This window comes from Planotetraspora kaengkrachanensis (assembly GCF_016862895.1).
Lineage (GTDB): Bacteria > Actinomycetota > Actinomycetes > Streptosporangiales > Streptosporangiaceae > Planotetraspora > Planotetraspora kaengkrachanensis.
The window spans coordinates 16,286-37,871 of sequence record NZ_BONV01000041.1; the positions used below are offsets into that span (position 1 = coordinate 16,286).

At 70.8% G+C, this 21,586-nt stretch carries 20 protein-coding genes, 2 pseudogenes and 1 riboswitch; of the genes and pseudogenes, 12 read left to right on the top strand and 10 right to left on the bottom strand.

All coding sequences use genetic code 11. The features are described 5' to 3' along the window. Positions 1–5 precede the first annotated feature (5 nt). Positions 6–413, bottom strand: coding sequence for a YciI family protein (locus tag Pka01_RS32545; RefSeq protein ID WP_203886791.1), 408 nt, complete (start codon positions 411–413; stop codon positions 6–8). Positions 414–623: 210 nt separating this feature from the next. On the opposite strand from Pka01_RS32545, the gene Pka01_RS32550 reads away from it, so the two are divergent. Genes Pka01_RS32550 through Pka01_RS32560 form a run of 3 tightly spaced genes read left to right on the top strand, consistent with a single transcriptional unit; the run spans position 624 to position 3,678 of the window. Next, a complete protein-coding gene (locus Pka01_RS32550) occupies positions 624–1,157 on the top strand; it encodes a PadR family transcriptional regulator (protein WP_203886792.1) in 534 nt (177 codons plus the stop codon). After that, positions 1,154–1,882, top strand: a complete 729-nt coding sequence (locus tag Pka01_RS32555) for an ABC transporter ATP-binding protein (protein ID WP_203886793.1) — start codon at positions 1,154–1,156, stop codon at positions 1,880–1,882. Before Pka01_RS32550 ends, Pka01_RS32555 begins: the two co-directional genes overlap by 4 nt. A gap of 5 nt (positions 1,883–1,887) precedes the next feature. Then, positions 1,888–3,678 (top strand): FtsX-like permease family protein, encoded by a 1,791-nt coding sequence (locus tag Pka01_RS32560; protein WP_203886794.1) that lies wholly within the window; start codon positions 1,888–1,890, stop codon positions 3,676–3,678. Between the two features lie 67 nt (positions 3,679–3,745). Here Pka01_RS32560 and Pka01_RS32565 read toward each other — a convergent pair whose 3' ends face one another. From Pka01_RS32565 to Pka01_RS32575, 3 genes are read right to left on the bottom strand one after another with little or no spacing between them, the layout of a single operon-like run. Beyond that, positions 3,746–5,110, bottom strand: coding sequence for an RNA polymerase sigma factor (locus Pka01_RS32565; RefSeq protein WP_203886795.1), 1,365 nt, complete (start codon positions 5,108–5,110; stop codon positions 3,746–3,748). Beyond that, entirely contained in the window at positions 5,107–5,445 is a 339-nt protein-coding gene (locus tag Pka01_RS32570) for a YciI family protein (RefSeq protein ID WP_239115704.1), read from the bottom strand. Before Pka01_RS32570 ends, Pka01_RS32565 begins: the two co-directional genes overlap by 4 nt. A 53-nt stretch (positions 5,446–5,498) precedes the next feature. Next, entirely contained in the window at positions 5,499–5,897 is a 399-nt protein-coding gene (locus tag Pka01_RS32575; RefSeq protein ID WP_203886796.1) for a VOC family protein, read from the bottom strand. Between the two features lie 426 nt (positions 5,898–6,323). Here Pka01_RS32575 and Pka01_RS32580 point away from each other — a divergent pair, with 426 nt between their 5' ends. Further along, positions 6,324–6,803, top strand: a complete 480-nt coding sequence (locus Pka01_RS32580; protein ID WP_203886797.1) for a DUF302 domain-containing protein — start codon at positions 6,324–6,326, stop codon at positions 6,801–6,803. A gap of 40 nt (positions 6,804–6,843) precedes the next feature. Here Pka01_RS32580 and Pka01_RS32585 read toward each other — a convergent pair whose 3' ends face one another. The 5 genes from Pka01_RS32585 to Pka01_RS32605 all read right to left on the bottom strand — a co-directional run bounded on the left by Pka01_RS32585 (position 6,844) and on the right by Pka01_RS32605 (position 10,842). Beyond that, positions 6,844–7,806: an ADP-ribosylglycohydrolase family protein gene (locus tag Pka01_RS32585; protein ID WP_203886798.1), complete on the bottom strand. Its 963-nt coding sequence runs from the start codon at positions 7,804–7,806 to the stop codon at positions 6,844–6,846. Further along, positions 7,803–8,168: a VOC family protein gene (locus Pka01_RS32590; protein WP_203886799.1), complete on the bottom strand. Its 366-nt coding sequence runs from the start codon at positions 8,166–8,168 to the stop codon at positions 7,803–7,805. The genes Pka01_RS32585 and Pka01_RS32590 overlap by 4 nt, the downstream gene beginning before the upstream one ends. A 112-nt stretch (positions 8,169–8,280) precedes the next feature. Continuing rightward, complete coding sequence (locus tag Pka01_RS32595; RefSeq protein ID WP_203886800.1) at positions 8,281–9,537, bottom strand: RNA polymerase sigma factor; 1,257 nt, start codon at positions 9,535–9,537, stop codon at positions 8,281–8,283. A gap of 104 nt (positions 9,538–9,641) precedes the next feature. Beyond that, complete coding sequence (locus tag Pka01_RS32600) at positions 9,642–10,034, bottom strand: ArsR/SmtB family transcription factor (protein WP_203886801.1); 393 nt, start codon at positions 10,032–10,034, stop codon at positions 9,642–9,644. Between the two features lie 136 nt (positions 10,035–10,170). Beyond that, complete coding sequence (locus Pka01_RS32605; RefSeq protein WP_203886802.1) at positions 10,171–10,842, bottom strand: CHAP domain-containing protein; 672 nt, start codon at positions 10,840–10,842, stop codon at positions 10,171–10,173. A 14-nt stretch (positions 10,843–10,856) separates the two neighbouring features. After that, positions 10,857–10,994: riboswitch (cyclic di-AMP (ydaO/yuaA leader) on the bottom strand. 459 nt (positions 10,995–11,453) lie between these two features. On the opposite strand from Pka01_RS32605, the pseudogene Pka01_RS32610 reads away from it, so the two are divergent. The 5 genes and pseudogenes from Pka01_RS32610 to Pka01_RS32630 form a co-directional block, all read left to right on the top strand. Further along, a pseudogene (locus tag Pka01_RS32610) lies at positions 11,454–12,140 on the top strand (Tn3 family transposase); the annotation flags it as partial. A gap of 184 nt (positions 12,141–12,324) precedes the next feature. Further along, positions 12,325–12,762, top strand: a complete 438-nt coding sequence (locus tag Pka01_RS32615) for a hypothetical protein (protein ID WP_203886803.1) — start codon at positions 12,325–12,327, stop codon at positions 12,760–12,762. Beyond that, positions 12,759–15,113, top strand: coding sequence for a tetratricopeptide repeat protein (locus tag Pka01_RS32620; protein WP_203886804.1), 2,355 nt, complete (start codon positions 12,759–12,761; stop codon positions 15,111–15,113). Before Pka01_RS32615 ends, Pka01_RS32620 begins: the two co-directional genes overlap by 4 nt. Before the next feature lie 123 nt (positions 15,114–15,236). After that, positions 15,237–15,926 (top strand): recombinase family protein, encoded by a 690-nt coding sequence (locus Pka01_RS32625; RefSeq protein WP_425571072.1) that lies wholly within the window; start codon positions 15,237–15,239, stop codon positions 15,924–15,926. A 230-nt stretch (positions 15,927–16,156) separates the two neighbouring features. Further along, positions 16,157–16,579 (top strand): annotated as a pseudogene (locus Pka01_RS32630) (LuxR C-terminal-related transcriptional regulator); the annotation flags it as partial. A 7-nt stretch (positions 16,580–16,586) separates the two neighbouring features. Here the strand turns inward: Pka01_RS32630 and Pka01_RS32635 are convergent. Then, complete coding sequence (locus tag Pka01_RS32635; RefSeq protein ID WP_203886806.1) at positions 16,587–17,939, bottom strand: serine hydrolase domain-containing protein; 1,353 nt, start codon at positions 17,937–17,939, stop codon at positions 16,587–16,589. A 138-nt stretch (positions 17,940–18,077) separates the two neighbouring features. On the opposite strand from Pka01_RS32635, the gene Pka01_RS32640 reads away from it, so the two are divergent. From Pka01_RS32640 to recD2, 3 genes are all read left to right on the top strand, one after another. Continuing rightward, the gene (locus tag Pka01_RS32640; RefSeq protein WP_239115711.1) at positions 18,078–18,899 is read left to right on the top strand and encodes a helix-turn-helix domain-containing protein; all 822 of its coding nucleotides are present in this window, start codon (positions 18,078–18,080) and stop codon (positions 18,897–18,899) included. A gap of 63 nt (positions 18,900–18,962) precedes the next feature. Then, entirely contained in the window at positions 18,963–19,226 is a 264-nt protein-coding gene (locus Pka01_RS32645; RefSeq protein WP_203886807.1) for a hypothetical protein, read from the top strand. Between the two features lie 67 nt (positions 19,227–19,293). Continuing rightward, complete coding sequence (gene recD2, locus Pka01_RS32650; protein WP_373318206.1) at positions 19,294–21,549, top strand: SF1B family DNA helicase RecD2; 2,256 nt, start codon at positions 19,294–19,296, stop codon at positions 21,547–21,549. Positions 21,550–21,586: the final 37 nt, after the last annotated feature.

The following is a 21,586-nucleotide window of genomic DNA, read 5'->3' on the forward strand; positions in this document are numbered from 1 at the left end:
TGACGTCACTCCGTGATGGTGGGCGGCTCGGCCAGGAACGGGCGCACCTCGAGCCACTCGTGGATCGGCTTGCCGCCCGCCCCTGGGGCGGCCGACAGCTCCCCGGCCAGCTCGACGGCGCGCTCGTAGCTGTCGACGTCGATGATCATCCAGCCGGCGATGAGGTCCTTGGTCTCCGCGAACGGTCCGTCGGTGACCGGCGGGCGCCCCTCACCGTCGTAGCGGACCCACGCCCCCTCGGGGGCGAGCGCCTGACCGTCGACGAACTCGCCGGTCTTCTCCAGCCCAGCCGCGAAGTCGTTCATGTACTGCACATGCGCCGAGATCTCCTCCGGGCTCCACTGGTCCATCGGCACGTCGTTGACCGCAGCCGGGGCGCCGCGGTAGTGCTTCAGCAGCAAGTACTTGGCCATCGTGGTTCTCCTTGGTGCTCGTGTGACCCATTGTGGTCGCGTTCACTCCGGGGACGGAACCGGACGCGGGTTCTCGACATCGCCGGCCGATTTTTTTTCTGGGATCTCGTGGATGAGCCTGGGTGAGCCGCAACCGGTACGGCGGATCGCCGCGGTTGACACCTCTTATGGATAACCGCTACCTATATGGCCAACCGTTAGGGGGTTGGAGTGCAGGACGCGGTGCTGGCCATGCTCGCCAAAGAGCCGTCGCACGGGTACCACCTGCGCGCGCGGCTGCAGCGGAGTCTCGGCCCGCTGGGCGAGTCGATGAATCCCGGTCAGATCTATGTGACGTTGGCCCGGCTGGAAAAGGCGGGGCTCGTCGTCTGCGAGCGGGCGGACGGTCTTCCCGACCGGCCGGAGCGCAAGGTCTATGCGCTGACGCCGGCCGGGCAGCAGCGGGTCGCCACGTGGCTGTCCGAGGTGAGCTGGCCGAAGCCGGACCTGGCGGAGTTCCACCTCAAGCTCGTCGCGGCGGCCGCGGCCCGGCTCGCCGATCCCGTCGAACTCGTGGCGGCGCAGCGCCGTGAGCTGTTGCGCCGCATGCGTGAGGCACAGCGAGCGGTTCTGGCCGAGCCGGAGGGTTCGGCGGCCGTCCTGCTGCTGGAAGGGGTCGTGCTTCGGCTGCAGGCGGACCTGCGCTGGTTGGCGGCCTGCGAGCGAGCCTGGTCCAAGGTCGACGACGAAGTTGAGGATGCATGAACGTGGTGAGCGCCCGCGGCCTGGTGAAACAGCATGGTCACGGGCAGGGCCGGGTCCGCGCGGTCGACGAGGTCGACCTGGAGGTGCCCCGGGGGGAGATGCTGGCGGTGATGGGGCCGAGCGGCTGCGGAAAATCCACCCTGCTGCACCTGCTGGGCGGCCTGGAAAGGCCCACCGGCGGGGAGGTGTGGCTGGCCGGGCGGCGCGTCGACACCCTGAGCGAGCGGGCTCTGGCGCGGCTGCGGCGCCGGTCGGTGGGATTCGTCTTCCAGGCCTTCCATCTGATGGAGGAGCTGTCGGCGGCGGAGAACGTCGAGTTGCCCGCGCTGCTGGCCGGGCGCTCGCGGCGGGAGGCCAGGCGACGCGCGAGCCTTCTGCTGGACCGGGTCGGGCTCGCCGGCCGCGCCCGGCATCTGCCTTCGCAGTTGTCCGGCGGGCAACGTCAGCGGGTCGCCATCGCCCGGGCCCTGGTCAACGAGCCTCTGGTCGTCCTGGCCGACGAGCCGACCGGCAACCTCGACACCGCGGCGACACTCGACGTGCTCAGGATCTTCGAGGAGCTGCGTTCGGCGGGGCAGACCTTCGTGATCGTCACGCACGACGAGCGGGTCGCGGCCACCGCGGACCGGCTGGTCTCTATGCGCGACGGGATGTTCGTCGACGACACCCGGTTGGCCGGCACCGGCACCGGGTGGCTCGGCGGCCTGGCCGGGCTGGAGGGCTGAACGACATGGGCCGCACCGTGCTCGTCTTCCGCCTCGTCCTGGCCGACGTCCGCCGGCACAAGGCACAGGCCGCGATGCTCCTGCTGGCGGTGACCGTGGCCACCGCCACCCTGGCCCTTGGCCTGTCCCTGGGCGGGGCGACGCAGACGTTGTACGAGGAGACCCGCGCGGCCACCGCCGGGCCGGACGTGGTGGCGCTCGCCCCCGACCCGGGTCCCGACGTGACCCCGGCTCTGGCCTCGCTGGCGCACGCCCCCGAGGTCGTCGCCCACAACGGTCCCTACCGCATCGTCTACGCCACCCTCACCGCGCACCGCACCGCCTCCCTCGTCGTGGTGCACGGCGCCGCCGACAAACCCGGCGCGGTCGATCGCCCGCTGGTCACCTCGGGCCACTGGGTACGCTCCGGCGGCGCGGTCCTCGAACGGGGCTTCGCCACCGCGCTGGGCGCCGGGGTCGGCGACCGCGTCACCATCTCCGGCCGGACGTACCCCGTCGTCGGGATCGCCGTGACCGCGGCCACCCCCGTCTTCCCGTGGGCGCCGCAGATCGGCCCGGGCGGCGGCCCGAGTGACGGGGGCGGTCTGGTCTGGCTGACCCAGTCAGATGCCCGGGCGCTGGCATCGCGGGATCTCCCGGTGACCATGGCCATGGACCTCAAGCTGCGCGACCCCGCCGCCACCGAGGCCTTCATCGACGCCCACCGCCACACCTTCAACACCCGGGTGAACTTCCACAGTTGGCAGTTCATGGCCCACCAGGACACCGTCATGCTCAATGACACACAGCCGATCCTGGTGGTCGGCAGCTGGCTGCTCAGCTTCCTGGCCATCACCGGAGTGGCCGCACTGGCCGCGGGACGCGCCGCCGAGCAGACGCGCCGGGCGGGACTGCTGAAGGCCGTCGGCGCCACCCCCGGCCTGATCGCCGCCGTCCTGCTCACCGAATACCTGGCCCTGGCCCTGCTGGCCGACGCACTCGGGCTGGCGGTCGCCCGTCTGGCCGAGCCCGCCATCGCCACCCCCACCGCCAGCCGGATCGGCGGTGTCGGCGGGCCTACCGGCGCCATCATCATCGCGACGACCGTCCTCGCGGTGGCGGTGGCCGCGCTGTCCGCCCTGCCTCCCACACTGCGTGCCCTGCGCACCGCGACCGTCACCGCCCTGGCCGTCACCGCTCACCGGCCCCGCCACCGCCCCTGGCTGACAGCGCTGTCCGCGCTGCTGCCCACCCCGCTTCTGCTCGGACTGCGGCTGACCGCCCGCCGGCCCGGCCGCGCCGTACTGCACGGGTGCTCCACCGCCGTCACACTGATCGCGATCACCGCCCTGATCACCTACGACGCCCAGCCCCGCTGGGGCTTCGCCCAGCATCGCGAGGGCTGGGGCCCGGGCCTGTCCGGCCTGCCCGACCTGCGAGCCGATCACGACGGCCGGTTGCTGCTGGCGGTCTCCGTCCTGCTGATCGCACTCGCCACCGTGAACACCGTCACGCTCACCTGGTCCACGGCGATGGAAGCCCGAGCGAACATGGCCATCGCGCGCACCCTCGGCGCCACCCCCGGGCAGATCTCCGCAGGGCTGTCCATCGCCCAGCTTCTGCCCGCCCTGCCCGGCGCCGTCGCGGGCGTTCCCCTGGGCATCCTCTTGTCCGGGCAGGTGACCACGCTCCCCGTCTCCTGGATCGCCGCCGCCGCACTCGTGATCCTCCTGGCGACGACGGCGCTCACCGCCGTACCCGCACGTTTTGCGGCCCGCCGGCCGGTGGCGCAGACTCTCAGCGCAGAAGCCGCCTGACGTCAGCCACAGCCGGTATCGTGCGGTCGAGTGACCGGCGGCCGCTGGAGCCGTCCGCCGGTGATGCTCATCCCCAGCGCAGACGCTCGCTCAACAGTGCCTGCTGAGCCGGGTTGACGGTCAGCGCCAGCGCCTGTTCGTCGCAGGTCCGTGCCTCGTCGGCGCGGCCAAGCTCGCGCAGCAGTTCGGCGCGGGTGGCGTGCCACAGACCGTAGCGGGCCAGGTCGTGCTCCAGTTTCTGCAGTTCGGCCAGCGCAGCCTCGGCTCCGTGCACGTGGCGCAGGGCGATGGCCCGGTGCATCCGGGTGACCGGCGAGGGCACCAGGTGCGTCAGCATGTCGTAGAGCACCAGGATCTGCACCCAGTCGGTCTCCTCAAAGGAGGCCGCCTCGGCATGGCAGGCCGCGATCGCCGCCTGCAGTTGGTACGGCCCAGGCCGGCGGTGCGCGCGGGCCGCCCGCGTCAGCAGCGCGGCCGCCTGCTCGATCGCCTGCCTGTCCCAGCGGGTGCGGTCCTGGTCGGCCAGCAGCACCAGGCGGCCGCGCTCGTCGAAACGGGCCGCGCCACGCGCCCGATGCAGCCGGATCAGTGCCAGCAGCCCGGCCACCTCCGGCTCAGCCGGTGCCAGTTGGGCCAGCAGCGCGGCCAGCCATTCGGCGTCGTCGACCAGGTCGCGGGCCTGGGCGCGTTCGGGCGTACTGGACAGATAGCCCTCGTTGAACAGCAGGTAGACGACCGCCAGCACCGAGCGCAGCCGCCCGGGCAGCTCCTCATCGGACGGAATCCGGTACGGGATCCCGGCCTCGCCGACCTTCTTCTTCGCCCGGGTGATGCGCTGTGCCACCGTCGGCTCCGGCACCACGAACGCCGCGGCGATCTGCGCGGTAGACAGCCCGCACACCACCCGCAGGGTGAGGGCGATCTGCGCCTCAGGCGCCAAAGCCGGGTGGCAGCAGGTGAAGATCAGTCGCAGCCGGTCGTCGGTCGGCGCCGCCTCCGGCCAGCGCAATTCGGCGAGCTTGGCGCGGTAGTTCGACTCACGGCGCAGCACGTCCAGGCCTCGCCGGCGCGCGACCGTGTACAGCCACGCTTGCGGCCGCTGCGGAACGCCCTCCACCGGCCAGCGGCGCAGCGCGGTCTCGACGGCGTCCTGCACCAGGTCCTCGGCCGCGGAGAAGTCGCCCAGCAGCGAGATCAGGGCGGCCGCGAGCCGGCTCGCGTGTTCGCGCACCACGCCGGCCAGCACCTGCTCGCTCCGCGCGCCGGGCCCGCCGTCACGGTCCTCGGCACGGTCTCCGCCGTCATCCCCGTCACGATCCCATCCGGGATTCCCGCCACGGTCCCCGCCGCGATCGTGACCGGGAAGGTCGGCGGGCACGTGACCCGCCGACCCCGGCGCGGACCCGTCGCCGCTCTGGCCTGAGGTGCTCATGAGAGAGGGCGGATCTCCACGATCGGGCACGCCGGCCAGGAACGGGCGATCTTCAGGGCCTCGTCCAGATCGGCCACCTCGACCTCGGCGAACCCGCTGACCACCTCCTTGCCCTCCACGAACGGCCCGTCGGTGATCACCGGCTCGGCACCGTCCAGGCGCATGGTGGTGGCGGTGTGCACCGGAGCCAGATGCGCATGGTGAGTGATCTTGTCGGCGTGCTCGGTGAACCACTGACCCACCGCCTCATACGCCTGGCGCAGCTCCAGTTCGCCCATCGCCTCCAGTTGGCGGGCGAACTGTTCGGTCTCGACGAACATCAGCACGTATTTCACGCTCTGAACCTCCTGATCCTTGATGGTCTGCCTGCCGCCTCCCGCGCCGGGGGTTAGCCGACCGGAAGGGCCGCGTACAGGTCGACGCCGTTGCCGTCGGGGTCTGCCACCGTGGCATACCGCATCCCCCAGAACGCGTCGAACGGCTCGGCCAGCCCCTTGTATCCGGCCGCGACCAGCCCGGCATAGGCGGAATCCACCCGGGCCGGAGCCTCGAACTCGAAGCACAGCAGAGTGCGCGGCCCGCCGGTCGGCCTTGTCCAGCCTGGCAGGAGCGGGGTGCGGAAGTTCTCGGTGTCCAGCATCACGTGCAGGCCGCCGGGCAGGTCGCAGCCGCCGTGTTCGGGCGAATGCTCATCGATCTTGAACTCCAACCCGAGCCGGGCGTAGAAGGCGATCGAGGCCTGCAGGTCGGACACCACGATGTCGATGGTGTTGAGCGTCGGATGCATGATCGGGCTCCTGTCGTCTGGTCATACGGGCCCTGGCACCGCCACAGAGATGGGGCCGGGGTCGTTCACCAACACGACGATCGGGACATGCCCCGATACGACATCTGGCGGTACGACTTTTTCAGGCGGCCGCGCATCGTAAAAACACCACCACGCCCGACAAAGGCTCGGCTGACGGGGCGTTTCAGACCGGCCAGCGGTCCCATAACAACGCTGGTGAGCCCGCCTTCGTGGCCGGCTCCGCGCGTGCCGCCGCCTGCGAACCCGCAGGTCACTCCCGCGCATGTCGACGATCAACCTGGTTCACCGCGCCGCGGGCGATCCTGTTCGCCCGTGCCCGCCTGGGACGTGGACCAAGGAGTCGGAGGAACCATGAGCCAGTCGGTGAACAACAGAATCGAAACCGTGCCGCATCGGGTGAATCGCATGTCCATAGCGGTCGGCGAGCCGTTCGACACCTTCCGCGCCCGCTACGAACGGGCCGTCCCCGCCTTCGAGACCAGACGCTTCGAACGGCTCATTGAGGACGAGGTCGACTGGGACACCATCCTCCAGGCGACGGCCGAGAACGCGCCGCACCAGTTCATCATCTACTGGACAGGAGACTTCAACTCGCTGCTGCGGCTGGCGGGGGACCGGTTGCGCTGCGTCGAATACCTGATGGGCAACCACACGATCGCCCAGCGGATGTTCCACCACAATCCCGCAATCCTGCTGTACGCCCCGCTCCGCACGGCCATCTACGAGGACGCCGACGGGGAGACCTGGTTCTCGGTGGAACAGCCCAGCAGCCATTTCTCCAGCTTCGGCAGCCCGGAGATCACCGATGTCGGCCTCGAACTCGACCGGGATCTCGCCGACCTGCTGGCGTACCTCGGCCTGCCGGTCCCGGCCGCGCTCGTCTGAGCCGGGGCGACCCGGACCTCGCCCTGACCGGCGATCTCGTTCAGCTCGCCAGCCGCCGTGCGAGATCGACGAGGTCCGGCGCTCTCAGCACGCGGCCGTCGAAGCCCGGCAGCGGAACGTGCAGGGGTTCGGTCCAGCGGGCGGGGACGGCGTCCACGCCGTACCGGGCACCGGCGAGCCCGCCGGCGACCGCGGCGACGGTGTCGGTGTCGCCACCGAGATCCACCGCGGCGCGGACCGCGTCCTCATAGGAGGTCGTGGTGCGGACGGCCCATACGGCGGAGCCCAGGCACGGCCATACGGCGCCGTTGAACTCCGTCGCCCGATCGGGGTGCCAGTCGTCGGCCAGAACCGTCGCGTACCGGCCACGGTGATCGGGGTGGACGTGGGCGAGGGCGGCGGGAACGGCGGCGAGCGGATCGGCGCCGTTCAACGCCACCCGCACGAGTTCATGGAAGACGGCGGTGCCCTCCCAGGCGGCGGGGTCGCCGTGGGTGAGGGCGGCGATGCGCCGGGCGGCTTGCATGGTGGTCTCGTCGCTCCCACGGGCGAAGTAGACCGCGGAGGTGGTCGCTCTCATCAAAGAGCCGTTGCCCGCCGCACGCTGAGCGGTGCGGAAGTGGTGCGCAGCGGCGCGGTCCCAGGGCAGGCCGTTGGTCAGGACGTCCTCGGTCTGCAGCCCGATGTCCTTCGGGTCCGCGGCCGCCCATCTCTGGAAGCGGGTGAACATGTCGGGGAGGTCGAGACCGTGTCGCTCCAGGAGTGATTCCGCGACCAGGACGGCCATCTGCGTGTCGTCCGTGGCCTCCCCGGCGTCCCAGCCCCCGCCGCCGCGCATCTCGCCGGCCGATTCGGCAGCGGGGAAACGTGCGGAGAACGCTCCTGCGGGCCCGAACTCGAAGGGCGCGCCGAGCGCGTCGCCCACCGCGGAACCGATCACCGCACCGGCGGCGCGGCGGATCCGATCGGGGTTCCCGGCTCGGGCCGGGGAGGACGGGCTCAACTCTGCTGGAGCACCGACAGAATGTTGCCGGCGGGGTCCTTGAACCAGGCGATGGGCGGACCGACCCGTCGGAAGATCCCCCTGTCGTCCGAACCTTCGTAGGTCTCGAACCGGACTCCCCTCGAGGTCAGCGCGTCGACGGCGGACTCGATGTCGTCCACGGGAAAGTTGAGGATCGTGAACGTCGCGGGCGTGTGGTCGGGCTTGGGGTAGATCAGCGTGTCCCGATCACCGGCGATGTGCAGCGTGAGCATGCCGTGCTCCTCGGACACCGCGATGCCGAGGATCTCGCCGTAGAACCGTTTCGCCGCCGGGATGTCGTCCACGGAGAATCCGCTGAACGCCCTAGTGTGCTCGAACATGCCGCTCCGTTCCAGGTGCCGGGCCGATCGTGAGACCCACCACGCTATCCGGATTCTCCTGCTCGTCAGGACGGCATCGACGGAACGCCCGTTGCCCGCCCGTGGACGGTTCTCAGGTGGGCAGCCGGGCGGCCCGGTTCTCGAGGTAACGCTGCTCGGGCAGGCTGGTGGTCCGCCGTGCCGCGGCGCGATATCCCGCGCGGGCGCCGTCCAGGTCGCCTGCCATCTCCAGCAGATGGGCACGGACGGCGGCCAGGCGGTGATGACCAGTCATCCTGTCGTCGGCGTCCAGGTCGGCCAGCAGGTCGAGGCCGGCGCGGGGGCCTTCCACCATGGCGACGGCGACGGCCTGGTTGAGCGTCACCATCGGGTTGGGGGAGATCTGATCGAGCAGCCGGTACAACGCGAGGACCTGCGGCCAGTCCGTGTCCTGCGCCCGCGGGGCCTCGTCGTGGACCGCGGCGATCGCGGCCTGCAGCTGGTACGGCCCGAGTGACGTCGTCGACAGCGCCCAGGTGACGAGCTCGACACCCTCCCGGATGAAGCCGGGGTTCCACAACGTCCGGTCCTGCTCCGCCAGCGGGATCAGCTCTCCGCCGGGCCCGGCCCTGGCCGGGCGCCGCGCGTCGGTGAGGACCATGAGCGCGAGCAGGCCGGCCACCTCGCCGTCGTCCGGCAGCAGACGATGTACGGCACGCGTCAGGCGGATCGCCTCACCGGTCAGTTCGACGCTGTGCAGATCGGGGCCCGAGGTGGTGGTGTACCCCTCGTTGAAGATCAGATAGAGAACGTGCAGCACCACGCGCAGCCGTTCGTCCCGTTCGCTCGGCGGCGGCATGGTGAACCCGGTTCCGGCGGTCTTGATCCGCTGCTTGGCCCGGCTGATGCGCTGCCCCATGGTCGCCTCGGGCACCAGGAAGGCCCGGGCGATCTGCGCCGTCGTCAGCCCCCCGACGGCGCGCAGCGTGAGCGCCACCTGGGACGCGGCGGACAGGGCGGGATGGCAGCACAGGAACAGCAGGGTGAGCGTGTCGTCCCGGTCGAGGGGCGGCTCGTCCTCGGGCGAACGGGCGAGGAGGTCGTCGGCGGGTGCCATGGCGGCGACGGCGACCTCCCGCCGGTTGCGTGCCTCGTCGCTGCGCAGTTCGTCGGTCAGCCGGCGCGACGCGACCGTGATCAGCCAGCCCCGGGGACTGTCGGGCACGCCCTGGTCCGGCCATTGGACGGCGGCGGCCAGCAGCGCCTCCTGCACCGCGTCCTCGGACGCGTCGAAGTGCCCGTAGCGCCGCACGAGCGCGCCGAGGACCTGAGGCGCCAGCTCGCGGAGCATCTCCTCGATGGCCGGGGCGACGCCCCCCTCCGCGTTCATCGCCACGCCCCCCGGTGATCTCCCGCACGGTCTCCACGCGTGTGCCGGTGTCGGGATGCCAAGTTACCCGCATCCCCGGCCGGGCGTGCGGCCGCCGCCGAGCACTATGAGGACGGGGAGTCCGGGGATCCGCCCGGCACCCCGGCCGCCTCCTCCGGCGCCTCACCTGCCGTACGGCGGGCCCGCCTGCCCCGGGCGATCTCGGTGCCGAGCGCGTCGAGCCGCTGGGTCCAGAACCGGCGGAAGGGCCCCAGCCACACGTCGACCTCCTGCAACGGGGCGGGGTCGACGGCGTAGAGGCGCCGTGTGCCGGCGGCCCGCACGGTGGCGAACCCGCTCTCCCGCAGCACGCGCAGGTGTTGCGACACCCCGGGCTGGGAGATCCCGAACTCGTCCTGGACGATCGCGCCGATCTCACCGGCCGAGCGCTCGCCGCCGGCGAGCAGTTCCAGGATCCGCCGCCTCACCGGGTCCCCGAGAACGTCGAACGCGTGCATGACCGCAGCGTCTCAGTTGCGGCTTATATAAATCAACTTCGAAACTTGCCACCCGGGCCAGAAACGGCCCAGAAAAGGGCAAAGCGCGCCCGGAGTGACTCCGGGCGCGCTTCGTCCGTGATCCGATCGGCTCCGATCAGGCGGTGTCGTTCGCCGTGTAGTACGGGTAGCCGTATCCGGCGACGCTCGAGGTGGGCCGGGTGCGGATCTCCACGACGCCGTTGCCCGTGTTGCCCTCGACCGTCTTGATCGTTCCGTCGCCGTTGTCCTTGATGACGAAGCCGACGTGGTCGATTCCGTCGATGCTCTTGCTGCCGCTCCAGCTGAAGAACACGACGGCGCCCGGCTTGGGCACGGTGCCCCACCGGTTGTTCTGCGCGAACCACCGCGCGTGCGCGACGGTGTAGGCGTCCCATCCCAGGACCGGGCGGATGCCGAGCTGGTTGCCGACCCAGGAGACGAACATGTCGCACCAGGGAGCGTTGGCGTAGTCGGCCAGGGCCCCGCCGTCGCGGGCGACGGTCTGCTGGGCCCGCGGCGAGGACATGTACCAGGCCTGGAACTTCGTGCCGCCGCCGAGGGCGTTCTCACGCACGCCGACCTGGCTCTCGGCCAGCTTCAGCAGCTGAGACGGGCTGACCTTGGGCAGCCCGGCCGCCTCCTTGGCCAGAGGCGTCGTGCTCGTGCCGCCGGCCACGATGTGGTCGGCGCTCTGGGCGTGAGCCGTCGCCACCGATCCCGCCGCCACCGCAGAAGCGAGGGCGCCGGTCACGAGCGCAGCGCGAATACAGGTCTTCAGGGCTCGCATGCTGGGGTCTACTCCCTTGCTTCCAGTTCCGCCTACCGGGTTAGCTGACGGGTTCGGGCTGGAAGGCGCCCTACGGCACGAGCTGTGCCGATTCACCCCAGGAGAGGTGGGTCCCCGGCTCCGCGATGACGCGGACTCGGCGGTGACGGTCCTTCTTGACGGAAGTCCGCCATCCGAGTGCAAACCTGCCTTTTCCTAACAAACAGGACAGGTATGCCTTGAGTTACCTAGAAGGTAATAGACGCATCCATACCGGTCAAGTAAGGGCAAGTCAGATTTTACGTGTCAAGGCCTGGACGGACGTCCGGACCACTGAATGTGGCGCGTCGATCCCCTGCTCCGCCGGGCGATCCGGATCGGGGGTAAAACCTCGCGCGATCGCAGTGAGCAGGGCGCCGGCTTTACGGTTAACCGCCATTCGACTCGGGGGTTGCCCACCATGGTGGCCGCTTTGCCCCGTGCCTACCGTTGACCGACATGATCAGCCTCAACGGACTGTGCAGACGCTACGGGGACCGGATGGTCGTCGACGACCTGACGCTCGATGTCAGACCCGGCGTGGTCACCGGATTCCTCGGCCCAACGGCGCGGGCAAGTCGGGGCGCCGGTAAGAACTCAACTACACGGACAGCCATGGCCAGTCGGAAATCGGGTTCGGCATCACCCGGTTGCTGAACTTCGACCTGCTGCCGCGTATCAAGCGGATCAACAAGGTCAAGCTGTACCGGCCGGTGGCCGGCGACCCAGACGCCTACCCGCAGCTCGGTCCGGCGCTGACCCGCCCGATCCGCTGGGAGCTCATCGCCCAGCAGTACGACCAGATGATCAAGTACGCGACCGCGATCCGGACCCGGACGGCGTCCACGGAGGCGATCCTGCGGCGCTTCACCCGCAATGCCTGCCACCCCACCTACGCGGCGATGCTGGAGGTCGGCCGCGCGCAGAAGACAATCTTCGTGGCCCGCTATTTGCGGCTTCGAGACCTCCAGCGGGAGATCGAGGAGGGCCTGAACGTCATGGAGTCCTCCAACGGCGCGAACTCCGTGATCGCCTACGGCAAGGGCGGAGAGATCGCCTCCAACCGACGCGACGAACAGGAGATGTTCGTCCTGTGCCTGCGGATTCTGCAATCGGCCCTGGTCTACGTGAACACCCTGATGCTCCAGGACATCCTGGGCGAACCGGAGTGGGCCGGCCTCCTCACGCCCGCCGACCGGCGCGGCCTGACCCCGCTGTTCTGGTCTCACGTCCGCCCGTACGGGGAGGTCAACCTCGACATGTACGCCCGCCTCAACCTCGCCGCAGGAGCCGTGCCCGGCCCTCGTGCACCGATGGACTCCCACAACCAGCACCCGGCCGAGGACGGTACGGGCGCGTGATCCACGGCACCTGCGAGGGAGCGCCCGCGTCGCAGGGGCTGCGCCTGAGCTTGGTCCGGCTCTACCATCGCGGTGACGGCACGGGGTAAAGGGGGGCCCGGGGATGTTGGCGGAGGCGTTGGTGGCGCTGGCTGCTGCTGGCGGTACGGCGGTGGCGCAGGCGGCCGGCACGGACGCGTGGGAGAGTCTGCGGCAGCGGGTGGCACGGCTGCTGGGCCGCGGGATTCCTGAACGCGAGCGAACGGAGCTGGAGCGTCTCGACCGCACCGCGGCCGATGTGGAGGCGGCAGGCGACGGGGAGACGGAACGGGTGCTGGTGGGGCAGGAGGCGGCTTGGCGGACCCGGTTCGAGACTTTGCTGGAGGAAGCGGGCGACGCTGAGCGCCAGGAGATCGCCATCGCGCTGCGCGAGCTGGTCGAGCAGGTCCGGCAGGTGCAGTCTCGCGGGGGTGGGGTGTCCGGGAACACCTTCCACGGGCCGACTGCCGTCCAAGTCGGCGACCACAACCGGCAGGACAACAGCTTTGGGCCAGGGACATGACCACCCCTCTCCCTCGTGGTGAGGGCGGGGTGTCCAGCAGCACCTTCCACGGACCGGCTCCCTTCCAGGCCGGGAGCCACTCCACTCAGAACAACTACTTCTCCGACACGCCGCGCACACTCGTGGCGTGGCCGCACCAGGTCGGGGTGCTGCCCAGGCGAGCCGACGGCTTCCAGCAGCGCAGCGCGGTCCGGTGGCTGGATGCCTCAGGAGCCGACGGAGGAACGGCGGTGCGTTGCCAGGTGTTGGCAGGCACCGGTGGGGTCGGCAAGACCCAACTGGCCGCCGACTACGCCCGCCGTGCCCTGGCCGAGGGGGATCTCGACCTGCTCGTATGGGTCACCGCCGCCAACCGCGAGGCCATCGCCACCGCCTACGCTCAGGCCGCGGTCGAGGTCCTCGGCGCCGACCTGTCCCTGCCTGAGCAGGCCGCAGCACGGTTCCTGGCCTGGTTGGAACCCAAGCCGCCGGCGGAGGGCAGCAGATCCTGCCGGTGGCTGGTGGTTCTGGACGACGTGGCCGACCCGGCGGATCTACGGGGTCTGTGGCCGCCCGTCGGCCCGCACGGCAGAGCACTGGTCACCACCCGCCGCCGGGATGCCCTCCTGACAGGGCCAGGCCGCCACCTCGTACCCGTCGGTCTGTTCATTCCTGCCGAGGCCGCCTCCTACCTGACCACGTCCCTGGCAGCGCACGACCGCCACGACCGGCCCAGCGACATCCAGGCCCTGGCAGCCGCCCTGGGACACCTGCCGCTGGCTCTGGCCCAGGCGGCCGCCTACCTGATTGACGCCGGCCTGGACTGTGCTGACTACCGCGAACGCCTGGCCGACCGCGCCCACACCCTGTCCGACCTGATTCCCGAGGACACCGGCCTGCCCGACGACCACCGCTCCACCGTGGCCGCCACCTGGTCCTTGTCGATCGAGTACGCGGACCGTATGCGCCCGCTGGGCCTCGCCCGCCCTGTGCTGCAACTGGCGGCGATGCTCGACCCCAACGGCATCCCCGCGGCCGTCCTCACAGCCCCCCCGGCGCTGGCCTGCCTCGCTGAACTACGCACCCGGGGCGCGAACACCGGCGGCAATGGCCGGGGAAGGCAGGTCAGCGCCCGGGATGCGACTGACGCGATGCGGTGCCTGCACCGGCTCAGTCTGGCCGACCACACCCCTGATACACCCCACCAGGCGATACGTGTGCACAACCTCATCCAACGGTCTGTCCGTGACTCCCTGCACGCAGACCAGTACGACCGCCTCGCCCGCGTCGCCGCCGACGCCCTGATCGCCGCCTGGCCCGAGGTGGAACTCGACACGGCTCTCGCTCAAGCCCTGCGCGCCAACACCGACACCCTCACCCGCCACGCCGAGGACGCTCTGTGGCGCCCCGACGCCCACCGTGTCCTGTACCGAGCGGGCAGAAGCCTCGGTGAATCCGGCCAGGTCACCACTGCCGTTTCGTACTTCCGGCACCTGGTCCGTGCCGCTCACGATCACCTCGGCCCGGACCATCCCGACACCCTGGAGGCCCGGAACAATCTCGCTCGGTGGCAGGGGGAGGCGGGAGACCCGGCCGGAGCCGCAGATGCCCTCGCCGAACTGGAGGAGCACACGCAGCGTGTGCTGGGCCCGGACCACTCTCACACCCTGGAGGCCCGCCACGACCTCGCCAACTGGCGGGGGGAGGCAGGAGACTCGGCCGCAGCCGTAGCCTCCCTCGTCGAAGTGCTGGCCGACCGGGAGCGGGTGCAGGGCCCGGACTACCTGTACACGCTGGATGCCCGCCACGACCTCGCCCGGTGGCGGGGGGAGGCGGGAGACCCGGCCGGAGCCGCAGCCGCCTTCGCCGAATTGCTGGAGCACCTCCTGCGAGTACTGGGCCCGGACCACCGCTTCACGCTGGACGCCCGCCACAACCTCGCCCGGTGGAAGGGAGAAGCGGGAGACCCCGCCGGAGCCGCAGCCGCGTCTTTCGAGGTACTGGAGCACATGCTGCGTGTACTGGGCCCGGACCACCGGTACACGCTGGCCGCCCGGAGTAACCACGCCAGGTGGCTGGGGAAGGCAGGGAATGCGACTGGAGCCGCCACCGCCTACGCCGAACTGTTGGAGCACTGCTTGCGGGTGCTGGGCCCCGACCATCCCGACACCCTCGCCACACGGCATGGCCTGGCCCGGTGGCGGGGTGAGGCCGGCGACGCGGCCGGAGCGGCCACCGCGTTCGCCGAATTGCTCGGCGACCGGGTGCGGGTGCTGGGCCCCGACCACCCCGACACACTTACCACCCGAGTCAACCTCGCCGACTGGCAAAGAAAGGCAGCCGAGTCTGCTGTTCGCGAATCGACCGATTGATGAGCAAGATCGGAAAGCGGCGGCGCGCGGCCGAATCGACGCCGGATCATGCCCATAAAACGGCGTCAGAAAGTCGATGTGCTCAAGAACTTGAGCAGCACCCTTTTCTGTACAATCTGGCGGGTGCAGCCACCCCAGGACGACGACACCGCCGATCTCCTCGCCCCCGTACCGGCCGTACGGAGCGGCGGCCTCGTGGGATACGCACGCGTGTCCACCAAGGGGCAGTTGCTCGACCGGCAGATCCACGCACTCACCGAGGCAGGGTGCATCCGGATCTTCTCCGACAAGAAGTCCGGCAAGAACGCCGAACGCGAGGAACTGTGGAAGGCCCTCGACTACCTGCGCGAGGGTGACACCCTCGTCGTCCCGTCGCTGGACCGGCTCGGCCGTTCCATCCAGGACCTCATCGCGATCGTGTCCGGCCTGCGCAAGCGTGGCGTCGGCTTCACCTCGCTGCACGAGGCGCTCGACACGACCACGCCCGGTGGACGCCTGGTCTTCCACGTGTTCGCGGCCCTGGCGGAGTTCATTCGCGAGCTCATCGTGCAGGGCACCAACGAGGGCCTGGACGCCGCTCGCGCCCGCGGCGCCCGACTCGGCCGCCCGCCAGCGATGACGGAGGAGCAGGTACGTCACGCCCGCGACCTGCTCGCCCGCCCAGAGAACACCGTCACCTCGATCGCGAAGCTCCTCGGCGTCTCCAGGAACACGATCTACAACTACGTGCCCGAGTTGAAGGGTGGTCGCGTCGCACTCGCCGAGGCGGCGAGCACGCCGGAGCTGCCCCAACCCACCAGGTCCGAGGACTGATCACCGCCGTTTGCGGCTGGTGACAGAGTTCTTACCGGCACCCCAAGTCGACGACGATGCGGCTCGTCCTCGGGCTCGACCACCCCACCGCGGGCACCGCCCTGATCGGCGGCGTCCCTTACCACCGGCTGAGGAACCCGCTGCGGACCGTCGGCGCGCTCCTGGACGCCCGCGCGCTCCATCCGGGACGCAGCGGCCACCCCCATCTGACTGCGCTGGCGCACAGCCGGCCGGACGTCGGCGTGCTCGTGCTGTCGCAGTACGTGGAGAAGACGTACGCGGCCACGCTGCTGGCGGGCACCGGCGGAGGGCTGGGTTACCTGCTCAAGGGCCGGGTCTCCGAAGTCTCCGACTTCCTGGACTTCCTCTTGCGGGTGAGCGAGGGCGAGACGGTCTTCGACCCCCGAGGTCGTCCGCCGGTTGCTCGCCCGCACCACCCACGCCGACCCGCTGAGCAGGCTGAGCCCGCGCGAGACCGAGGTGTTGAGGCACCTCGCGCAGGGCTACGTCAACGCGGCGATCGCCGAACGCCTGCACGTGTCCCTCAGCACCGTGGAAAAGCACGTCAACGCCATCATGGACAAGCTCGAGCTGCCACGTGACCCCGGCTACAGCCGCAGGTGCTGCCCATCCTGCGCTACCTCGACGGCTGAGGCCGCCTCAGCGCCAGCCCTGCGGGTCGACGCCTCCCGGCACCGGAGCGCTCGCGTCGTACGGCTCCCGCGTGAAGACGAAGGTGTTGAGGTCCAGGTGCGCGCCGCCGGCGGTCCTGACGACCCGCAGGGTCTCGCCCGCGTAGTAGCCGTCCAGCCCGAGCCAGGTGCCGTCCGCCTGGGCGGCGAAGCGCGAGGCCCGGCCCTGGCCGTTCACGGGGGACAGTGACAGCCCCCGCTGCGGCAGCACGCGGCACACATACGCCGTCGGACCCCAGTACCACGGGCCGGTCAGCGCCAGCAGGTCCTCCTCGACGGGCGCGGGCGACCATTCGGCGGGCAACTGCGGCTCGTGCACGGCCAGGATGTCGAGCAGGTCGGTCAGGAGCGAGGCGCGCACCCCCGAGGTGGTGTTGGCCAGGAACAGGACGCCGGTGCCGTCCGCCGGATCGGCCCAGACGGTGGCGAGGAATCCCGGCATCGACCCGGTGTGCCCGGCGAGCCTGCGGGAACCGGCCGGACCGGTGTGCCGGCTCAGCTGCAGGCCGAGGCCGTATCCCCGCGTCCAGGCGTCTCCGTCCTCGACGGTGGCGGGCTCGCGCATCTCCGCGACCGTCTCGGGCCGCAGCACGCCGCCGGTGTCGCCGCCGACGAACGCCGCCCACCTGGCGAGGTCGGACGCGGTCGACCAGAGCTGCCCGGCCGGAGCCATCGCCCCGTGATCGTTCTCCGGTTCGGGGAGCAGCACGTCGGCCCAGGGGTGCACGGCGAAGCCGGTCGCGTGCGGCGGACGCGGACGCGTGGTGGTGTCGCGCATGCCGAGCGGTCGCAGGACCTCGTCGCGCAGGACCTGTTCCCAGGGGGCCGAGCGCCTGCGGGCGACGATCTCGCCGAGCAGGGCGAAGCCGACGTTGGAGTAGTGGTAGCGGCGGCCGGGCCGGTGCCGGGCCGTGTCCGATCCGAGGGCGCCGATGAGCTCGGCCGCGGGGACTCCGGGGGTGCGCTCCCACCACTGGCCCGGCGACTCGGCGGTCAGGCCGGCGGTGTGGGACAGCAGCTGGGCGATCGTCACGTCGCCGACCGGCGTTCCCGGCAGATGCTTGTCCAGGGGATCGAGCAGGTCGAGTTGTCCCTCGTCGCGCAGCCGCATGATCAGGACCGCGACCATGCTCTTGGTGATCGAGCCGATGCGGTACTGCGTGTCCTCGCCGGGCCGCTCCCCGCCGACCCGTCCGCGGCCGCCGAACCAGGCGACCTCGCCGTCGCGGACCAGCGCCGCGACCACCGACGGAACGCGCGATTCCGCCTGCTCCACCGCCAGTCTCCGCAGCAACGCGCGAGCCGTTCCCTCCAGAACCATTTTCGCGACCCTCCCGTATCGTGATCGCTCCAGGTTAACGCCCTCGCGGAGCCGGGCCGCGGGGTTCGCCCCGATCACGGCGCAGGCGGCGACGGCGGGCGCCGTCCGCGCCGTACGACGCCGGATAGCATCGGGCTCGTGGCTGTGACCAGCGGACTCGGTGAATATCTGCGGGCGCGGCGCCGGCTGGTCCGCCCAGGTGAGGTCGGCCTCCCCGAGGGGGAGCGGCGCCGGGTGCCCGGTCTGCGGCGCGAGGAGGTCGCCCTGCTGGCCGGGATCAGCACCGAGTACTACCTGCGGCTGGAGCAGGGCCGCGACCGGCACCCGTCCGACCAGATCCTCGACTGCCTCGCGGAGGCGTTGCGGCTGGACGCCGAGGCCTCGGCGTACCTGCACGACCTCGCGCGTCCGGCGCCGCGCGGGCGCCGCCCGGCCCATCCCGAACAGGTCGCCGACAGCGTGCGGAACCTGATCGCCAACTGGACGACGACGCCGGCGTACGTCCACGGACGCACCGGGGACGTCCTGGCGGCCAACCGGGCGGCGGTGGCGCTGTCACCGCACTTCGCGCCCGGCTCCAACACCCTCCGCGCGGCCTTCCTCGAACCGGAGATGCGCGTCTTCTACCGCGACTGGGACGAGATGACCGCCAAGGTCGTGCCGTACCTGCGGTCGGTGGTCGGAGCCCACGCCGACGACCCGCGCCTGATCGGCCTCATCGAGGAGCTGAGCCGGGGCAGCGAACGGTTCCGCACCCTGTGGGCCCGCCACGACGTCCGGCACAGGACCAGCGGTCTGACCCGTCTGCTGCACCCGGAGGTCGGCCCGCTCGACCTGCGTTACGAGAAGCTCGGCCTGTCCGTGGCCGGCCAGATGCTGATCACCTACCACGCCGATCCCGGCTCCGAGTCGGAGCGGCGGCTGCGCCTGCAGGCGACACCGGCCAGGCGACCCTTGTGATGCACGCCACATTGTGAAATCAATGGTCGAAACGCTGCCGATTCGAATGCGCGTGGAGGCGACGTGGCAGGACCGACCGCGGATCCCGTCAGGCGATTGGTGATCTTCCAGCGCGTGCTCGCCGGCGTTTTCCTGTTCTGGTTGTTCGTCAGCTTCGCCATCGTCGGCTCGTCGATGACCGAGGCATCCTGGTTCATGCCCACGACGGCTGTTCTCGGCATCCTTGTGGGCCTGGGCCAGTGGTGGGGCAGGAGTCAGATCAACAGGGCCCTGGAGAGCACCCCCGTCGATCGTCGCGACGCCGCGGGCGACCCGCCCCAGGGATGACGCGACGGGCGGCGACCCACCCGGCCCCGCCGGCGGGTGGGCGCACGTCCCCGGGCGCTGCGGGACAATGCCGTCCATGACCAATCCTCCTGGCGGCCCCTCCGGCGGATCCGGCGCAGGCTCAGGGGAAAGCAGGCCGCCGGGCGCGGTCCTCGAGGCGGTCCTCGAACGGATCACCTACGCCAACGAGGAGACGGGCTACACGATCGCCAGGGTCGCCACCGAGCGCGGCGGCAACGAGCTGCTGACCGTCGTCGGCCCGCTGCTCGGTGCGCAGGTCGGCGAGTCCCTGCGACTGACCGGCCGGTGGGGCTCCCACCCCCGGTACGGCAGGCAGTTCGAGGTGTGGTCCTACACCACGGTCCTGCCGGCCACCATCCAGGGAATCCAGCGTTACCTCGGCTCGGGGCTGATCAAGGGCATCGGGCCCAAGATGGCCGAGCGCATCGTGGACCACTTCGGCACCGACACCCTGCGGGTGATCGAGGAGGAGCCCGCCCGGCTCGTCGAGGTGCCGGGGCTCGGCCCGAAGCGCACGAAGATGATCGGCGCCGCCTGGGAGGAGCAGAAGATCATCAAGGAGGTGATGATCTTCCTGCAGGGCGTCGGCGTCTCCACCTCGATCGCGGTGCGGATCTTCAAGCAGTACGGCGACGAGTCCATCGACGTGGTACGCAAGGAGCCCTACCGGCTCGCCGACGACGTGTGGGGCATCGGCTTCAAGACGGCCGACACCATCGCACAGGCGGTGGGCATCCCGCACGACAGCCCGGAGCGGGTGAAGGCCGGTCTGCGCTACACGCTGTCGCAGGCGGCCGACGACGGCCACTGCTACCTGCCCGCGCCCAACCTCGTGGCGGACGCCGTGAAGATCCTCGAGGTGGCGCCCGACCTCACGGCCGCCTGCCTCGAGGAGCTCGTGGCCGAGGAGGGCGTGGTCCGCGAGGAGGTGCCGGTGGGGGAGGGCTCGGTCCCCGCCGTCTATCTGGTGCCCTTCCACCGCGCCGAGCTGTCACTGGCGGGCACCCTGCGCGGTCTGCTCGGCTCCGGCCACGACCGGCTGAAGGCGTTCACCGACGTCGACTGGCCCGCCGCCCTCGACTGGCTGCGCGGCCGCACCGGCTCCGAACTCGCCCCCGAGCAGGCCCAGGCCGTACGGCTGGCGCTGACGGAGAAGGTGGCCGTGCTGACCGGCGGTCCCGGCTGCGGCAAGAGCTTCACCGTCCGTTCCGTCGTCACCCTCGCGAGGGCCAAACGGGCCAAGGTCATCCTCGCCGCCCCCACCGGCCGCGCCGCCAAGCGGCTGGCGGAGCTGACCGGCCACGAGGCCACCACCGTGCACCGGTTGCTGCAGCTGCGCCCGGGCGGCGACGCCACCTTCGACCGCGACAATCCGCTCGACGCCGACCTGGTCGTCGTCGACGAGGCGTCCATGCTCGACCTGCTGCTCGCCAACAAGCTGGCCAAGGCCGTCGCGCCCGGAGCTCACCTGCTGTTCGTCGGCGACGTCGACCAGCTCCCCTCGGTCGGCGCGGGAGAGGTCCTGCGCGACCTGCTGGCCGCACCGGAGATCCCCCGCGTACGGCTCACGCAGATCTTCCGCCAGGCCCAGGAGTCGGGCGTGGTGGTCAACGCCCACCGGGTCAACACCGGACAGAGCCCCCTGGTCCGGGAATTCCCCGACTTCTTCCTGTTCCCCTGCGAGGAACCGGAGGAGATCGCCGCGCTGACCGTCGACGTGGTGGCACGGCGGATCCCGGCCAAGTTCGGCCTCAACCCGCGAAGGGACGTCCAGGTGCTCGCCCCGATGCACCGCGGAGCCGCCGGCGCGGGCGCCCTCAACATCGCCCTGCAGGAGGCGCTGACGCCGTCACGCGAGGGCATGCCCGAACGCCGGTACGGCGGACGCGTATTCCGTGTGGGCGACAAGGTCACCCAGCTGCGCAACAACTACGACAAGGGCGCAGCGGGGGTGTTCAACGGAACGGTCGGCGTGGTCACCGGCATGTCGCCGGAGGAGAGCAAGCTGACCGTCCTCACCGACGAGGACGAGAACGTCGACTACTCCTTCGACGAACTCGACGAGCTCGCCCACGCGTACGCGGTCAGCATCCACCGCTCGCAGGGAAGCGAGTACCCGGCCGTGGTCATCCCCCTCGCGACCAGCGCGTGGATGATGCTGCAGCGCAACCTGCTCTACACCGCCATCACGCGGGCGAAGAAGCTGGTCGTCATCGTGGGGTCCAGGCGCGCGCTCGCGCAGGCCGTACGGACGAAGGGGGCGGGCCGCAGGCACACCGGCCTGACGCATCGCCTCGACTGACGGGACGCGGCGCCGAGCGGAAAAGCACCGTGGAGGA

Excerpts from the sequence above, each read along its gene's own strand:
- Pka01_RS32545 (WP_203886791.1), bottom strand. The coding sequence starts at position 413 with ATGGCCAAGTACTTGCTGCTGAAGCACTACCGCGGCGCCCCGGCTGCG.
- Pka01_RS32555 (WP_203886793.1), top strand. The coding sequence starts at position 1,154 with ATGAACGTGGTGAGCGCCCGCGGCCTGGTGAAACAGCATGGTCACGGG.
- Pka01_RS32560 (WP_203886794.1), top strand. The coding sequence starts at position 1,888 with ATGGGCCGCACCGTGCTCGTCTTCCGCCTCGTCCTGGCCGACGTCCGC.
- Pka01_RS32565 (WP_203886795.1), bottom strand. The coding sequence starts at position 5,110 with ATGAGCACCTCAGGCCAGAGCGGCGACGGGTCCGCGCCGGGGTCGGCG.
- Pka01_RS32575 (WP_203886796.1), bottom strand. The coding sequence starts at position 5,897 with ATGCATCCGACGCTCAACACCATCGACATCGTGGTGTCCGACCTGCAG.
- Pka01_RS32580 (WP_203886797.1), top strand. The coding sequence starts at position 6,324 with ATGTCCATAGCGGTCGGCGAGCCGTTCGACACCTTCCGCGCCCGCTAC.
- Pka01_RS32590 (WP_203886799.1), bottom strand. The coding sequence starts at position 8,168 with ATGTTCGAGCACACTAGGGCGTTCAGCGGATTCTCCGTGGACGACATC.
- Pka01_RS32595 (WP_203886800.1), bottom strand. The coding sequence starts at position 9,537 with ATGAACGCGGAGGGGGGCGTCGCCCCGGCCATCGAGGAGATGCTCCGC.
- Pka01_RS32600 (WP_203886801.1), bottom strand. The coding sequence starts at position 10,034 with ATGCACGCGTTCGACGTTCTCGGGGACCCGGTGAGGCGGCGGATCCTG.
- Pka01_RS32605 (WP_203886802.1), bottom strand. The coding sequence starts at position 10,842 with ATGCGAGCCCTGAAGACCTGTATTCGCGCTGCGCTCGTGACCGGCGCC.
- Pka01_RS32615 (WP_203886803.1), top strand. The coding sequence starts at position 12,325 with ATGTTGGCGGAGGCGTTGGTGGCGCTGGCTGCTGCTGGCGGTACGGCG.
- Pka01_RS32620 (WP_203886804.1), top strand. The coding sequence starts at position 12,759 with ATGACCACCCCTCTCCCTCGTGGTGAGGGCGGGGTGTCCAGCAGCACC.
- Pka01_RS32635 (WP_203886806.1), bottom strand. The coding sequence starts at position 17,939 with ATGGTTCTGGAGGGAACGGCTCGCGCGTTGCTGCGGAGACTGGCGGTG.
- recD2 (WP_373318206.1), top strand. The coding sequence starts at position 19,294 with ATGCCGTCCATGACCAATCCTCCTGGCGGCCCCTCCGGCGGATCCGGC.